Source organism: Bacillus sp. ok061 (assembly GCF_900108285.1).
Classification (GTDB): Bacteria; Bacillota; Bacilli; order Bacillales; family Bacillaceae_G; genus Bacillus_A; species Bacillus_A thuringiensis_S.
Genome location: NZ_FNUW01000008.1, coordinates 13,985 through 28,812, shown reverse-complemented (window position 1 = coordinate 28,812; position 14,828 = coordinate 13,985). Strand labels below are relative to the sequence as shown.

The window sequence follows — 14,828 nt, the reverse complement described above, 5'->3', positions numbered from 1 at the left end:
GTCAATGTTTCAAGTAAAAGCAAAGAATAACACTTATACTCTTGTTTCTAAACCTTTTATTGCATCGAACAAAAATTGAAGTGTCGGAACTGGTCGTTGCTGTTTCTTAGCCTCTTCTAATACATATCCAACAATCGCATTAATTTCCGTCTGTCTATTCGCTCTTACATCCGCTAGCATAGAGGATGTATTACGAGACGTTCCTTCACACACATTGCGTACCATTTTCCATACCATTTCTTTTTCTCCTCTAATAAGAAATACGACCTCCTGAAACACTTGCTCCATCATTTGATAAAAAAAACGATTCTTGATTAATTCACCATTCTTAACTCCCAATAACGCCGTCAACGGATTGATACATACATTTACTACTAATTTTTTATGCATAACCTCTTTCCAATCCGTTTCTATTTGAACTGGAAAATAAGAAACAGGAAAAGAATGGAATACACCTTCAAAATGTATAGATTGACCACAAACCACTCCAAATTTTGTTACCCCAACTCCAGTATGATGAACGATATGCCCTCCCTCTTTTTTCGCACCATGTTCTACAATACCAACAGCTATATTTTCACTCCCTATGTTCAGCATCTTTTGAAGATGTGACATTCCGTTTTGCAAAAAGATTAATGATGATGCCCCTTCCACAAACGGTAGTATGTCATCTATATGATATTGCTTCACAGCAATAAATATATAATCTAAATTTTGCGCTACCATACTTTCTATCGGTAAAACAGATGGATATACTGTTTCACATGTTCCATCTCTAATACAAGTTACACCTGTTTCATTTAACTCTTCAGCCTGCTTAGCTGTTCTTGTAAACAACGTAACATTTTGGTTACTTTTTTGTAAATAAAATGTATACAATAGACCAATAGCACCTGGTCCGACAATTCCAATTTTCATTTTCACACAAGGGATTCACATTAAGCGCCCTTGCCTCCCCCCTTTTTTATATCTTTTTAAAGTACATGAGCACGCCCTATAATTTCGTTGTCCTCTGCCAAACAAATACACTTTCATTTTTCACTACGTATATACTGCCTATTAATACACTTATACTCTTAGTTTAGCAAATACTCAAAAAAATAATAAAAGAAATATACTATCTTCTTCATAAAAATAAAAAAATGAGTTATACTATTATTGTAAATATTTTTACTTTTCTGCATTCAACGAGATAAGAAAAGGATGTGATGTAATGGGATTCCCAAAAGTTGAGCGCTTGCTCATCAATTATAAAACGTTAGATGAATTTAAAAAATTTAAAGGGTGCGGAGCCCAAGAACTATCTATGCTGGAAGAATTGCAAGCAAACATTATTGAAAACGACAGTGAATCTCCATTTTACGGTATTTATTATGGCGGATCACTAATTGCACGTATGAGTCTATATATGAAAAGAAACGGCGGAGAACCATTCGAAATTACAGGTCCTTACCTAGAACTTTATAAACTTGAAGTATTACCAACTTTTCAAAAACAAGGATTCGGGCAAATGCTTGTAAATCATGCGAAACAAATGCAATTTCCTATTAAAACGATAGCGCGTATTCATTCATCTGGTTTTTGGGATAAATTAAATTTCAACCCCGTATCAGTAACTGATGGAGATTTTTATATTTGGCATCCAGAAACAAATTTGAATACGGTTACAAACGAAGAATCGGCTTAAGAAATAAAAAACAGCTGTATAACAGCTGTTTTTTATTTCTTAAGCTTCTCTAACTTCTCATTCGAGCGAGCATTGTTTCTTTCCACTACCATTACACTTCTTTTTTGATCGATATAATCAAGTAATGTTCTATACTCTTCCTCATATACTGATAATCGCTCCAGAAGACGCTCTCTTTCTGTTTGTAATGATTCAACTTGTTGTTGCAACACCGTTAAAGAGTTTTCATCTTTATAATTTTGCAAGAAATCAATAACATCATTCAACGTAATTGACGTAGGTTCTAACACCTTCGTCTCTTTCACTTCATAATTTTCTACTTTACGAAGTTGCTTTGCTTCCTCAATACGTTCTTTATATTGCTTTCTTACGTAAGAATTCCATCTAAATCCACATGCTGCTGGTGTACGTGATAAATTTTTCCCCACTTCCTTAAAGGCAGAAAGTTGTGTTCCACCTTCTCGAATATGCCGGAGTACTACTTCTGCCAGAAGCAAATCTTCATCATCAGTCCAAGCATCTTGTCTTGTTGTCGCCATCTCTCTAGTCCTCCCTATGCATTTTTTATTAAGCATATGCAGTTACTAGAAAAGATAGAATACAACAACTAAAGATTAAGACAAAAAAAATAAACGCAGAAGATATCTTCTGCGTTTATTTTCCCGCAATTACTTGCTGATTACTTCTTTACCTTTGTAAGTACCGCATGCTTTACATACACGGTGAGCTAATTTCGCTTCACCACAGCTTGGGCACTCTACCATACCAGGTACTGATAATTTGAAATGCGTACGACGCTTTCTTTTTACTGTTTTAGAAGTTCTTCTAAAAGGTACAGCCATTCTTCCCACCTCCTTAAAAGAAATAGTTATTTTCATATGAAGGCCTGAACCAGTCTTCCGATTATTTGTCAAAAAACTTTGCAAGTCCTGCCAATCTTGGATCAACAGTCTTTTCTTTGTCTTCTTCCGAAATCACTTGCCAGTCTTGACCTTGCGTCGGTGCTCCACCAGAAACATCATCACTGAAAATTTGCATTGGAATCTCCAAAAGTATATTTTCCTTGATTACGGGCAGTAAGTCAAGTACTTCTCCTTCTAAAGAATGAATTTCAGCTTCAGTTTCAAATTCTTCTTGTGAAGTTTGGAACACCTCAGTTGTTTTAATGTCAAATGGTAATGTCACATCTACTAAAGAGCGAGAACATGGTAAAACCATGCTTCCAGTTATATGTAGATGAAACGTAAACTTACCGGAGCCAAAATCAACTCTTCCCATTACATGCACAGGATTAATTTCACGAATATCTTTCTCGACCTCTTTTAGCTCACTTACATCTACCATCTCATCCAATGTCAATCCTTTATTTCTCAATTTATTCAATTGATGGATGGACCATTTCATATCATATCACCTCAAGGCAACAAACAAAATTATAGCTAGCCATTTTATATTTGTCAATGTTTTTTCTTTACACTATAATGAAGTCATCATAGTAAATAATATATAGAGTATCACGTTTTTCAAAAAGATGCTACATCGAAAGGAGAGATTACCATAAAAGCTGGTGGTATTGTTGTTGAATATAACCCTTTTCATAACGGTCATCTTTATCATGTGCAACAGACAAAAAAGTTAACACAATCCGATATAATAATTGCCGTTATGAGTGGTCCTTTTTTACAGCGTGGTGAGCCCGCACTCATTTCCAAATGGTATCGCACTAAAATGGCCTTAGCAAACGGCGTAGACCTTGTTGTAGAGCTTCCATACGTTTTTGCAACACAGAAGGCTGAAACCTTCGCACATGGTGCTATTTCCATTTTAAATGCCCTACGTGTTTCTGAAATTTGTTTCGGTAGTGAGGATGGACAAATCAAAAATTTTTATAATACCATCTCCGTACAAAAAAACGAAGAAGAGACTTTTAACTGCCTTGTAAAACAATTCATGGACGCTGGTAATAGTTATGCAAAAGCAACATCAGATGCTTTCTCACACATTTTAACATCCGAAAACAACATAGATATGTCACAACCAAATAATATTTTAGGCTTCCAATATATGAAAGCAATTCTGTCACAAAATAGTTCTATACAAGCTCAGACTATACAAAGATTTGCCTCTCATTATCATGATGAAACATTTAATGACCAATATATTGCAAGCGCGACAAGCATCCGAAAACAACTCTTTAGCGAAGAAGGATCATTTACAACAATCGAACCTTTTCTCCCACAGGCAACCACTTCGCTTTTAGCAAATTACAAACAAAACTACGGGATATTACATAATTGGGAACAATACTTTTCATTTTTTAAATATAAACTCATGACGATGTCTCCAGGGGACTTACGACATATATATGAAATAGAAGAAGGTTTAGAGCATCGTATTTTATCAAAAATACAAAACAGTTCCTCCTTCTATTCATTCATGGAAGCATTAAAAACAAAACGTTATACATGGACTAGATTACAAAGAGCTTGTACACACATTTTAACAAACACAACAAAAGAAGAAATACGTAGCGCAAATATAGAACAACACGCACCATATATCCGCCTGTTAGGCATGTCACAAAAAGGACAAACTTATCTTTCAAAAAACAAGAAAAAAATCGAACTTCCAATCCTTACTCATACAAAAACATTTGACCATGCCGCTTTAGATATAGAGAAAAAAGCAAACTCTGTATATTTCTCCATCATGCACGAACCGTTACGCACGCAACTATTAAAACAGGATATAACACACCATCCTATTCGCTATGATGAAACAACTACAAAATTCCTATAAAAAAAACCTCTCTATTTCAGAGAGGTTTTTTCCTTATCCATCTTTTCTAAATATGTTAACGCATCATCCAGCGTATCCACTGGTATAATTTTCATTTTTGTTTTAATATCCTTTGCAGTCTCAAGTGCATCTTTATAGTTCGATTTCTCCGCACCTTTTTCATTTGGCGCAAAGAACACTTCAGCCCCGGCATCGCTAGCAGCCACCACTTTTTGATTTATACCACCAATTGGGCCCACTTCTCCTTTTTCATTAATTGTACCTGTTCCAGCTATTTCATGTCCTTTTGTTAAGTCTTCTTCCACAAGTTGATTATATATTTCTAATGTGAACATTAAACCTGCGGATGGTCCACCAATTTCATGAGAATTAATTTTCACTTTCGGATCGACCACTAATTCTCTTTCCGTAACGATAGAAACACCTATACCGACACGTCCATTTCCATTAGGAATCGTCTTTACATTTAAATTTTCTTTCAATTGTTTTCCATTTCTCATGTACTCAATACTTACAGCATCGCTTTCTTTTTTCCCAGTCATATATTCAATAAATTGCTCCGTCTTTTCAAATGTTTTTCCTTCAACAGCTATAATAACATCACCAAGCTTAAGCTTTCCTTCTGACGGCATTCCTTTTGCCACACCAGCAACTAATACACCTTTATTTTCAAAAGAAACAGAGCGATTTGCACGTTTATATGCATTATAAATTGCTGCATTTTGTGAATCTTTCATCGCATAATTTTGGCGAAATTGATATTCTTCATCACTCTCACCTTTTTGCAATATTTCTTCCGCTTTCGAAATATGTGTATATTTATTAAACTGTGCCGCTATTAAATTCACCACATTTGCTGGCCCCATTGAAACCGTAACAAGCATAAAATCACCAGATTCTTTCGTTCCACCCTCAACTTGAACGTAAGGCTCTAATTTGGCAGCCATTCCTGGTTTTGTTACATAATACGGTAAACGTACGTAAACAAGTAACATCGCCAATATAACCCCTATTAAGATTGCATATATAAACCGAAAACGCTTAAACATTATGTTTCTCCTTCCACTGCTCAATTAATAAATAAATATTTGAAACATGTTTTTCCGCTTCTACTTCTCCAACTCGAATAATGTCTTCAATGTTCGTAAAAGCACGTGAACTAAATTGCTCTACAGCTGGTCGCATCATTAAATCCGATGCAATTTGCCGATTCATTACAAGCTCATGCTGCATAATTTCAATACTTTGCATGATTACGTCATAAATGGACGTAACATCTCCATTCACCTTAATTGGAGATACATCAACAGCGATAACAATATCGGCCCCTAACTCTTTCACAACCGATACTGGGATGCGATCAATAACTCCACCATCCACTAATAATCGTCCATCTATTTTTTCTGGTACAAACACTCCAGGAACAGATATGCTAGCCCTCACCGCATCTGCAACTGGCCCACTTGTAAAAACCACTTTTTCCCCCTTCAGTATGTCAGTAGCCACAACAGCCGTCGGGATATCTAACTCTTCTAAATTTTTATTATATGTAAACATTTTAATCATATCTTTGACACGTTTTCCAGCAATAAATCCCATTTTTGGTACCGTGAAATCTAAATAATACTTCCGCTTAAAAACAGATGCCAATTTATACAATCTTTCAACGTTACTACTTGCCGCATAAAACGTACCTATTAGCGCCCCCATACTACTTCCTGCAATCATATGAATAGGGATACCCGCTTCCCTTAAAACCTTTATTACACCAATATGAGCAAACCCTTTCGCTCCTCCAGACCCAAGTGCTAAACCAATCTTTGGTTCTTTCATTTTTCTCACCCTTTAATTTTTTTCATTCCTTTTTCATACTTATGGTCTAAATTCACTACGTATCCACGTATACTGAAATGAACGTTTTTTGGGACAAAGGGGGATTTACTTACATGTATGAAAAATGGAAAACCGCTTTCCTTACCATATCAACGCTATTTTTAACCTTTTCTCTTGTACTCCACCCCCAAGCCGCTTTGCAAGCTTCTATTCGCGGGTTAAATATATGGTGGGAAGTTGTATTCCCTTCACTACTACCGTTTTTCATCATTGCGGAACTTCTAATTAGTATCGGTGTTGTAAAATTTATTGGCGTTATATTAGAACCACTCATGCGCCCACTTTTTCGCGTTCCAGGGATAGGTGGATTTGTTTGGGCCATGGGAATGGCTTCTGGTTTCCCTGCAGGCGCCAAATTAAGCGCTAGACTACGAAAAAGCAATCTTTTAACTCAGATTGAAGCGGAGCGCCTCGTTTCTTTCACAAATTCTTCTAATCCACTTTTTATTTTCGGTGCTGTGTCTATCGGTTTTTTTAATAATCCGAAATTAGGAATTATATTAGCGGCTGCCCATTATTTCAGTAACTTTGCCGTCGGATTAATTATGCGTTTTTACGGACATAATACCGCTTACAAAAATAACACACACACTACAAAAAAACGCCGCTTTCAAAATCCTTTTTTAATTCTTCACGAGACACGCTTACAAGAAAAAAGGCCAATCGGTAAATTACTTGGGGATGCTATCGTTTCTTCTATTCAAACATTACTTATGATTGGCGGATTTATTATTTTATTCTCTGTGTTAAATAAAATGATTACTGTATTCCACATTACAGCAGCTCTTTCTTTTATTATGCAACATATTTTATCATTCTTCCAACTAAGTACAGATTTTAGTATACCTATATTATCAGGTATTTTCGAAATGACACTCGGAAGCCAAATGATTAGTCAAATAAATGAAACACCGCTCTTACAACAAGCTATGGTAACAAGCTTCATTTTAGCATTTAGCGGTCTTTCTATTCAGGCACAAGTTGCTAGCATATTAGCTGAAACAGATATCCGATTTAAACCCTATTTTTTCGCACGAATTATTCAAAGTATTCTTGCCCCTATTTTTACATTTGTATTTTGGACACCATTTTATGAGAAAGTGAGTTCTTTCTCACCTATACCAAAAGATATTCCTGTATTTTTATCCAAGCATCCTTCTATACTACATGAAATTTGGACATCTTTTATACATTACGGACCAATTTTTACATTATTTTGTCTATACTTATATATTATTTTATTATTTTTGCGCACGTATAAAGAAAAACCCCGTTCACTTTAACGGGGTTTGAAACTTTTCTTTTAAAGCACGCTCCACAATAGGAGGTACAAGATCTACTACACTTCCTCCATACCTCGCAACTTCTTTCACAATACTCGAGCTTAAAAATGAATATTGGTTGTTTGTCATAATAAAAAATGTTTCAATATTTTCATCTAATTTTCGATTCATAGAAGTAATTTGCATCTCATATTCAAAATCAGAAACTGCTCGTAAACCACGTAATATTGCATTTGCATTACGCATTTTTGCATACTCTACTAACAGCCCACTATGCGAATCTACTTTTACATTCGGGATATCCTTTGTCGCTTCTCGAATTAGTTCTAATCGCTCTTCAACTGAAAAGAATGGTTTTTTTGATGAATTGTTTAAAACGACTACGTACACCTCATCAAATACTTTTGCTCCCCTTTTAATAATATCCAGATGCCCAAGGGTAATTGGATCAAAACTTCCTGAAGAAATAGCTATACTTGTCATTCTGTCCCCTCACCTTCATACTTATAAATCGATATTGCAGTAATCCCATAATTCTCAGCTCGTACTTTCACAAGCCTGCCTATTGAATTCGGTAAAACCACATCATTACCATGCTCTGCCATAATTAATCCATCACTATGTAGTAATCCATGTTGATCCATTACACTAATTAAAGATACAATTTTTTGCTCTTTATATGGAGGATCTATTAATATAAGATCGAATGACATTTCACGTTTTATTAGCGCCTTTACTGCACGTTCCGCATCATTTCGATATACTTCAGCTTGTTCCTGTATTCTACAGCTTTCTAAATTTTGATGAATCACTTTTATCGCTTTACTATCCCTATCAACAAAAATTGCTTTATCGATCCCTCTACTCAAAGCCTCAATTCCAAGACCACCACTACCGCCAAATAAATCAAGGGCGATACCACCATCAAAATAAGGGCCTATCATATTAAAAATAGATTCTTTTACTTTATCTGTCGTTGGACGTGTTGTATTACCAGGAACCGCTTTAAGTGGGTGTCCTTTACATTTTCCTGAAACTACTCTCATCTGTTGTCACTACCTTTATTTCAATCTATCGAGCGATTATTGAAAGCCATTTCTACTTCGGTAACCGTTAACAAATTACATTCACCTAAATATTAGAAAACTCAGCATCAAATAACCACTCGTTATTTTTATGTATTCATCTCATCATTCACTAAAGTGAATCCAATATGTATATTAGTTCCACTTTATCTTTTTTATCCTATCACAAAATAAAAAAAAGAAAAATAAAAAGCCCAACATAAAATTTAATTTCATTATGTATATCTTCATTTAGATTGGACATAAATAATTATAACAACATCACCTTCGATGTTGTTGCCAACCGCGGAGAAGACTTACGTTTCCCCATAAGTTCTTCCTCCGGTTTCTCCTCTCCCTTTGCCTTCTTACTAGCACATGCTAGTATAAGAAGGGCCCTGCTATGCAGGGTTTTTTTTCTTTGTGTGCTTTTCATTTAAAAAGTGAAATGGTACAGTAAAAGAAAGAGGAGGAAAAAATATGATTCAGCGCTTTATAGAACTTGGAGAAGGCTACTCTGATTTATATGAATTACTTGAAATTGCCAAAACAAATCAAGAACGTATAGCACATATGTTACAATTTGAAACGATAAAAAACGATAAAAAAGTGTGTTCGCTTGTTGTAATATTAAAACCAACTACTACTGGTGATTTCCAGCCATTATACATATGTCGTGAAGGCATTCCTGTATTTGAAAATAAAAAAAGTAAACGTGTCGTTTTATTTGAAGAAACGGCAGAACAACTTGGGAAAAAAGTGGCTACCTTTACTGTAAAACCATCTACAACTTTCCCAGAAAAAGAACTATTTTTTAATCATTTAATTGGTATTTTACGAATGAATAATTTCATTCCTCCGATGAAATAACACTATATTTCAAGTGAAAAATCCCCCGCTAAATTTAGCAGGGGATTTTTTCTATTAGCTATAATCGTATTCTTTTGCTCGATCAGGACGCGAATTTTCAAATTCCGTTTTTAAATACGGGCGATACGACTGTTCTATCTTTTTCACAAAAGGAAGTTTGTTCAACTTATGCATCATATGCTCAATTTGTTCCATATCACAATATACTACAGCATATTTTAATCGTTTTGATATGTAATGTATGTTACCATATTTCCTTAAAATCTTGGCATGTTTCAATGAATGTAAATAAACAATCATACTTTGTCGTTGCCCGAACATAATCTTCTCCATCTTCTCCTTTTAAAAACATATATTTTATATTCTATGAAAACCAATCAGAAATTTATAACATTACAGGACAAACTCTGTATACGTTTTCTTCCAACTTCTAAAAAACGGGGTACATCACCCCGTTTTTTTACAACCACAACCTCCGCCAGTACCACAACCTCCACCACAACCACCAGCATCAAAGAATGGATTTCCTGTTGGCACTTTAATGGAAGAAGACACTTCCGAACCGATTGCTACACTAACTTCGTCTAATAACTTCTGCAAAGCAGTTTCTGCTCTTTTAAAAGCTGCAACCTTATCATGTAAGTCCACAGAACGCTTTAATTCTCTCATTTTCATCGACACGGTAGTATAGTCAGGATGGTATTTTCCAAAACGCTGTACTTCCTCATACCGTTCTTTCATCGCTGTAAATTGCTGAATTAACGTCTGAAGTTCCATATCTTCATGTAATTCTCTATAATACTTACGATAATCTTCTGCTATATCTGAACAGATAATCGCTTTTGCAAGCTGCTCTGCCTTATCTAATATTAATACGCTTTCTAGCGTCGCTACAATCATGAGAGACACCTCCGAGTATCCATCATACCACATTTAGATTAGAACTACTAATTGAAGTGACTTACTCAAAAGAAAGATATAATGAAACTATTTTCACACTATATCCGTACACACTTATACATTAATATGTTCCGCTATATTATATTTAAGAACATCCCATTTCCCACTATTTTGTTTCACATAACTAATACACGCATTTTTTAATGGTGTCTTAAATGTAATTTCATCTGGTTCAATGGCATGTAAAATCGCTTTTATCGCGTGTGAGTGAGCAACAATAATAATACGTTTGCCAAAATGAGTTGTTGCAACATCTTCTAAAGCAGCAAAGCAACGAGCTACAATCTCTTCATCTTGCTCCATACCTTCTACTTTCCCCTCAGCAATCAACTCTCTAACAGCCGCAACTGGCTTCCCTGAAGCTTCTCCAAAATTCCGTTCAACAAATCGCTCATCTAATAAAATCGATTGTAATCCAGCCGCCTTTGCGATTTCACTAGCCGTTTCTTGCGCTCTAATTAATGGGCTACTTATAATGATATCCCACGTTTCTTCTTGTAAAGCAGCTGCACTTTGACTCGCTTGCTTCTTACCAACTTCATTAAGCGGAATATCTTCTCGCCCTTGAATAATTTCTTGAAAATTCCAATCAGTTTGTCCATGTCGTACTAAACAAATTTCCGTCATGCTGCAACTCCTTTTTAAATAATCAACCTCTATTGTAACAAAAGTTCTGCATGACGGACATATTTTTCACTTCCAATTAGGTTGCATTTTGTTGCTTCATATACTGAAACATATCAATCATAATCGAAGCAACGGCCAATTGATTTTGAAACTTTTCCACTTTATCTGGTATTGTTTTTTTGAAATGTTGCATCGCCGCTAACTCAAAAGCCTCTTTTTCTTCAGGATTTCGTGTTAATTTTCTATACCAGTACGGTTGCTCTCTAATATAGCGAGATAAATCCTCATCAGCCTTTATAAACTCCATAATTTCTGCTCTCATCATCTTTCCCCCTAATCCTTTTGAAAGAAAAACGGGTTATTTTCTGAAGTACTTTGTTCTTGCTGCGTACGGTTACCTTGAAATTGCTGAATAACTTGTTGCACGCTCCCAATAGCACTCGTCACATTGGCTAAATGGTTCTGCATTTGTTCCACGTCCAACTTTTTAAAAAAAGAAAGCATTTGCCCCATCACATCAGTAGTTTTTTCCTCTTCAGTTCGATTATCTTTTTCTTTTTTATTTTCTTTTACCGAAGAAAACGCAGGCGCTCCATCCGGTCTATAAGTTGCCCATATTGGATCTTCTTCACCAAGTAAGTACCATTCTTCATAAAATTGTTGCCATGTTTTGTGACCACTTCTAACCTCATGAACCATTTTAGGGTGATGGTTTACAAATTCTTTAAACTGTTGAACCGATGGATGTAACGGTCCTTTTGTTGTTGGCATAATCCTCACCTCTCCATGTATATCTACTATATAGTAAGAAAAAAAAGGCACATGGTTCGCCTATTTTCAGACGATTCATGCACCTTTTTTTCTGCTATTTGCATACGGTCAGATTCCCACCTACAATTCAGTGAATACGAAGTAACTAATTAGGTGATATAACACCCCACCGCTTACAGTTTCGCTTTATTTTCGAATAAAGTTTTGTGTATAAAATTTATCGTATACACCAACACCTAATCCTGTAAATTGTTCATTTAATAAATTCTTTCTATGCCCCTCACTATTTAACCAACCTTGCACTGCCGCAATTCCATCACTATGTTGCGCCGCTATGTTCTCACCAGCAAGTTGAAATCCTACTTTCCCGCGTTGCAAACGATCTCCTAGCGTACCTAATGTAGGTGAGTCATGAGAAAAATAATTATTGTCTTTCATATCTTTACTGTGACCAACAGCAACATCTGCTGTTTCCTGATCCCATGTTAATAATGATAATTTATGACGACTTCGAATGATATTTGTTAAATCAAAAATTTGTTGCATATTCCCATTTTCTACTTGTTTTATTTTTTCTGGAGTCAATGGTTGTTCTGCTATTAATTCACCTGAATAAACGAGCTGATACGGTTTTTGGCGTAATAATGTTTCATCATCCATATAACGAACACCCACAAGCTCATGTGTAAATTGATCAAAATACAATTGCGCCCATCCATCTTCTACAGGTATTAACGGTTGTTCCATGACTTCGGTATCAGATAGTTCAAATTGATAATTATTTTTCCCTCTTTTTAATGAAATTTCATGCGAAGGCGGACTTTTTTTATATACTTCTTCATATTTTTCATTTATATAATAAGGTGGAACCTTAACTTGTTCACCAGCAGCATACGCCGTTACAACTTTACGTTCAGAAACTCCAAATTGAGCATACTGAGTTAAATCCTGATTGTATACCCACCATTCATATCCGTATGCAGACGGCTCTATTCGAGAGGGTTCTCCCCACTTCGCCAATAAATTTTCAGAGTCTTCACCAATCATATTTAAAACAGTATCTGAGGAGTCTTCCTTAATTTGCTTTTTCTTTTTCACAATTTTATTTTCTTGCTTTGATTGAGATGGGGTTAATATATATTGTGAAACGAGTAATTTTCCGTATAAATCAACAGCTAAAATTAAAAATGTAATCATTACGATACGCAATAATTTCTTCAAACGATATACCTCCTGAACAAAACATAAAATTGAGATATACACAAATCCTTTTCTTTCTTTTTGTGTGTACCGTACTCTTTTCACTATATCATATTTTCGTGAAAAAAGTCTGGATTATCCCTTTTCTCTCAATATGAATTGCACTTTCTCATTATTCATACTATTATAAAAATAATGGTGTAACATTAAAAAAGGAGGTATTATATGCAATTTACAAATACGAAATTTAATGGAGCCGTCGTTGAATTAACTCTTTTAACTGAAATCATGGAAAACAACCACTTCGTACTTGCTGGACAGTGGGATTATGAACGGGTTACATACGATTATAAATTTGAAATATTAAAGGATATTTATTATTTACGAGTGCAAGGAGTTGCTGTTGAAGGTGACATCGGCAGTAGACACGCTGAAGTAAAACTACTCCCCCCCTTATTAGGAAAACATTATTATCCTCACGGCGTTGAATATGGTGATGATGAGACTTTCCCAACGAACGTACTTCAAAAAAGCGAACAACTCCTACAAAATGTCGAAAAAGAGTTAAAAGAATTTCAAATTATTGATTAACAAAAACAAGCGCATCAATATGATGCGCTTGTTTTATTTCCCTTCCCTAAGAATGAATCGTTTTTTTTACTGGATATCCATAAATAGATCCATCTTTTACTTTAATCTCATCTTCCCAAGGAACCTTATATTTACCTTCAGCTAAATCTTTTACAAACGTATATGGATTTTCTTTCACCCCACCAGGAGTTGCTACATAACCTCTTGAGCCTAAATTATATATATTATTTTCTAATCCCCACCCTAATCTAGCCTGATCTGCTAGTTCTGGATATACTTCAGCAGTAACAATCTCCCAAGGATTTCGATGTCCCTGTACTAAAGTAGTCCCATCAAAATTACATACTTGTCCCTCACCAAAGTAATAAAATACACCATCATAACCCGCTAAGTTTACCGACAATGTATACATTAAATTTTGCCATGCATTTGAACGATTAGTTAGCATCCATTGTTCACTAACTTGTGTGCTATATCCAGAAATACGAATTAAGACATTTGCACCTTTATAGGCCGCTTCACGAGCTACTTCAGGGAACATGCCATCATGACAAATACAAACAGCTAATTTACTTCCTCCAGGTCCATCACAAACAGGTAAGCCTAAATCTCCAGCTTTCCAAGGCTCGACTGGTACCCAAGGATTTAGCTTACGATACTTCAAAATCATTTCACCTTGTGGATCAATAATAACTGCTGTATTATATGGCTCTCCACCACCAGGATTTTTTTCCATTATCGAAAAAACACCATATACTTTAGATTCTTTACATGCCTCAGCAAATAAGTCGGTTTCTGGCCCAGGCACTGTACATAAAAATTCTTCTGTAGTCCATTTTTTTGTATTGAGCCCTTGTGTACTATATTCAGGAAATACTATCAATTCTAATCCAGGGTAACCTGATTTGGTCGAATGAATTGTTTTTATGATTTGTTGAATTTGTTTATCAATGTCTGCACGTGACTCTACTACTGGTACTGGATATTGAATTAGCGCTGTCAAAAAACCACTAATCGGCTTTACCATACTTCCACTACTACCCATTTAAATTCCCCCTTAAAATAGTTCGTGTTTATTAAAGA

General features: G+C 35.3%; 20 protein-coding genes. 5 read left to right on the top strand and 15 right to left on the bottom strand.

Features of this window, described 5'->3' with window-relative positions:
* Positions 1–33: 33 nt before the first annotated feature.
* Positions 34–918 (bottom strand): 2-dehydropantoate 2-reductase, encoded by an 885-nt coding sequence (gene panE, locus C4S65_RS13020; protein WP_142391534.1) that lies wholly within the window; start codon positions 916–918, stop codon positions 34–36.
* Positions 919–1,213: 295 nt separating this feature from the next.
* Between panE and C4S65_RS13015 the strand changes: the two genes are divergently transcribed.
* Positions 1,214–1,687: an N-acetyltransferase gene (locus C4S65_RS13015; RefSeq protein ID WP_000506697.1), complete on the top strand. Its 474-nt coding sequence runs from the start codon at positions 1,214–1,216 to the stop codon at positions 1,685–1,687.
* A 32-nt stretch (positions 1,688–1,719) separates the two neighbouring features.
* Here the strand turns inward: C4S65_RS13015 and C4S65_RS13010 are convergent, their stop codons facing one another.
* The 3 genes from C4S65_RS13010 to C4S65_RS13000 all read right to left on the bottom strand — a co-directional run bounded on the left by C4S65_RS13010 (position 1,720) and on the right by C4S65_RS13000 (position 3,091).
* On the bottom strand, positions 1,720–2,226 hold the full coding sequence (locus tag C4S65_RS13010) for an RsfA family transcriptional regulator (protein ID WP_000246470.1): 507 nt from the start codon (positions 2,224–2,226) through the stop codon (positions 1,720–1,722).
* A gap of 129 nt (positions 2,227–2,355) precedes the next feature.
* The gene (gene rpmF, locus C4S65_RS13005) at positions 2,356–2,529 is read right to left on the bottom strand and encodes a 50S ribosomal protein L32 (protein WP_001984764.1); all 174 of its coding nucleotides are present in this window, start codon (positions 2,527–2,529) and stop codon (positions 2,356–2,358) included.
* A 61-nt stretch (positions 2,530–2,590) separates the two neighbouring features.
* A complete protein-coding gene (locus C4S65_RS13000) occupies positions 2,591–3,091 on the bottom strand; it encodes a DUF177 domain-containing protein (RefSeq protein WP_000872137.1) in 501 nt (166 codons plus the stop codon).
* A 213-nt stretch (positions 3,092–3,304) separates the two neighbouring features.
* Between C4S65_RS13000 and C4S65_RS12995 the strand changes: the two genes are divergently transcribed.
* Positions 3,305–4,486 (top strand): nucleotidyltransferase, encoded by a 1,182-nt coding sequence (locus C4S65_RS12995; RefSeq protein ID WP_240528954.1) that lies wholly within the window; start codon positions 3,305–3,307, stop codon positions 4,484–4,486.
* 11 nt (positions 4,487–4,497) lie between these two features.
* Here C4S65_RS12995 and C4S65_RS12990 read toward each other — a convergent pair whose 3' ends face one another.
* A complete protein-coding gene (locus tag C4S65_RS12990; protein ID WP_098838279.1) occupies positions 4,498–5,535 on the bottom strand; it encodes a SepM family pheromone-processing serine protease in 1,038 nt (345 codons plus the stop codon).
* On the bottom strand, positions 5,528–6,319 hold the full coding sequence (locus tag C4S65_RS12985; RefSeq protein WP_000662590.1) for a patatin-like phospholipase family protein: 792 nt from the start codon (positions 6,317–6,319) through the stop codon (positions 5,528–5,530). The genes C4S65_RS12990 and C4S65_RS12985 overlap by 8 nt, the downstream gene beginning before the upstream one ends.
* A gap of 113 nt (positions 6,320–6,432) precedes the next feature.
* On the opposite strand from C4S65_RS12985, the gene ylbJ reads away from it, so the two are divergent.
* Entirely contained in the window at positions 6,433–7,662 is a 1,230-nt protein-coding gene (gene ylbJ, locus C4S65_RS12980) for a sporulation integral membrane protein YlbJ (RefSeq protein WP_000273087.1), read from the top strand.
* Here ylbJ and coaD read toward each other — a convergent pair.
* The gene (coaD, locus tag C4S65_RS12975; protein ID WP_000200601.1) at positions 7,654–8,145 is read right to left on the bottom strand and encodes a pantetheine-phosphate adenylyltransferase; all 492 of its coding nucleotides are present in this window, start codon (positions 8,143–8,145) and stop codon (positions 7,654–7,656) included. The genes ylbJ and coaD overlap by 9 nt on opposite strands.
* Positions 8,142–8,708, bottom strand: coding sequence for a 16S rRNA (guanine(966)-N(2))-methyltransferase RsmD (rsmD, locus tag C4S65_RS12970; RefSeq protein WP_001266977.1), 567 nt, complete (start codon positions 8,706–8,708; stop codon positions 8,142–8,144). Before rsmD ends, coaD begins: the two co-directional genes overlap by 4 nt.
* Before the next feature lie 498 nt (positions 8,709–9,206).
* Between rsmD and C4S65_RS12965 the strand changes: the two genes are divergently transcribed.
* A complete protein-coding gene (locus tag C4S65_RS12965; protein WP_061666355.1) occupies positions 9,207–9,596 on the top strand; it encodes a hypothetical protein in 390 nt (129 codons plus the stop codon).
* 54 nt (positions 9,597–9,650) lie between these two features.
* On the opposite strand, the gene C4S65_RS12960 is transcribed toward C4S65_RS12965, so the two are convergent.
* The 6 genes from C4S65_RS12960 to C4S65_RS12935 form a co-directional block, all read right to left on the bottom strand.
* Entirely contained in the window at positions 9,651–9,917 is a 267-nt protein-coding gene (locus C4S65_RS12960) for a YlbG family protein (protein WP_002082261.1), read from the bottom strand.
* A 126-nt stretch (positions 9,918–10,043) separates the two neighbouring features.
* Positions 10,044–10,496, bottom strand: a complete 453-nt coding sequence (locus tag C4S65_RS12955; RefSeq protein WP_000634366.1) for a YlbF family regulator — start codon at positions 10,494–10,496, stop codon at positions 10,044–10,046.
* Between the two features lie 114 nt (positions 10,497–10,610).
* Positions 10,611–11,183: a histidine phosphatase family protein gene (locus tag C4S65_RS12950; protein WP_000134948.1), complete on the bottom strand. Its 573-nt coding sequence runs from the start codon at positions 11,181–11,183 to the stop codon at positions 10,611–10,613.
* A gap of 76 nt (positions 11,184–11,259) precedes the next feature.
* On the bottom strand, positions 11,260–11,505 hold the full coding sequence (locus C4S65_RS12945; RefSeq protein WP_001200990.1) for a YlbE-like family protein: 246 nt from the start codon (positions 11,503–11,505) through the stop codon (positions 11,260–11,262).
* Positions 11,506–11,516: 11 nt separating this feature from the next.
* Positions 11,517–11,954, bottom strand: coding sequence for a YlbD family protein (locus C4S65_RS12940; protein ID WP_103945254.1), 438 nt, complete (start codon positions 11,952–11,954; stop codon positions 11,517–11,519).
* A 186-nt stretch (positions 11,955–12,140) separates the two neighbouring features.
* Complete coding sequence (locus C4S65_RS12935; protein WP_000735373.1) at positions 12,141–13,175, bottom strand: CAP domain-containing protein; 1,035 nt, start codon at positions 13,173–13,175, stop codon at positions 12,141–12,143.
* A gap of 204 nt (positions 13,176–13,379) precedes the next feature.
* Here C4S65_RS12935 and C4S65_RS12930 point away from each other — a divergent pair, with 204 nt between their 5' ends.
* Positions 13,380–13,745, top strand: a complete 366-nt coding sequence (locus tag C4S65_RS12930; RefSeq protein ID WP_001160944.1) for a YugN family protein — start codon at positions 13,380–13,382, stop codon at positions 13,743–13,745.
* Positions 13,746–13,791: 46 nt separating this feature from the next.
* Here the strand turns inward: C4S65_RS12930 and C4S65_RS12925 are convergent, their stop codons facing one another.
* Complete coding sequence (locus C4S65_RS12925) at positions 13,792–14,790, bottom strand: formamidase (RefSeq protein WP_000535808.1); 999 nt, start codon at positions 14,788–14,790, stop codon at positions 13,792–13,794.
* Between the last annotated feature and the right edge of the window lie 38 nt (positions 14,791–14,828).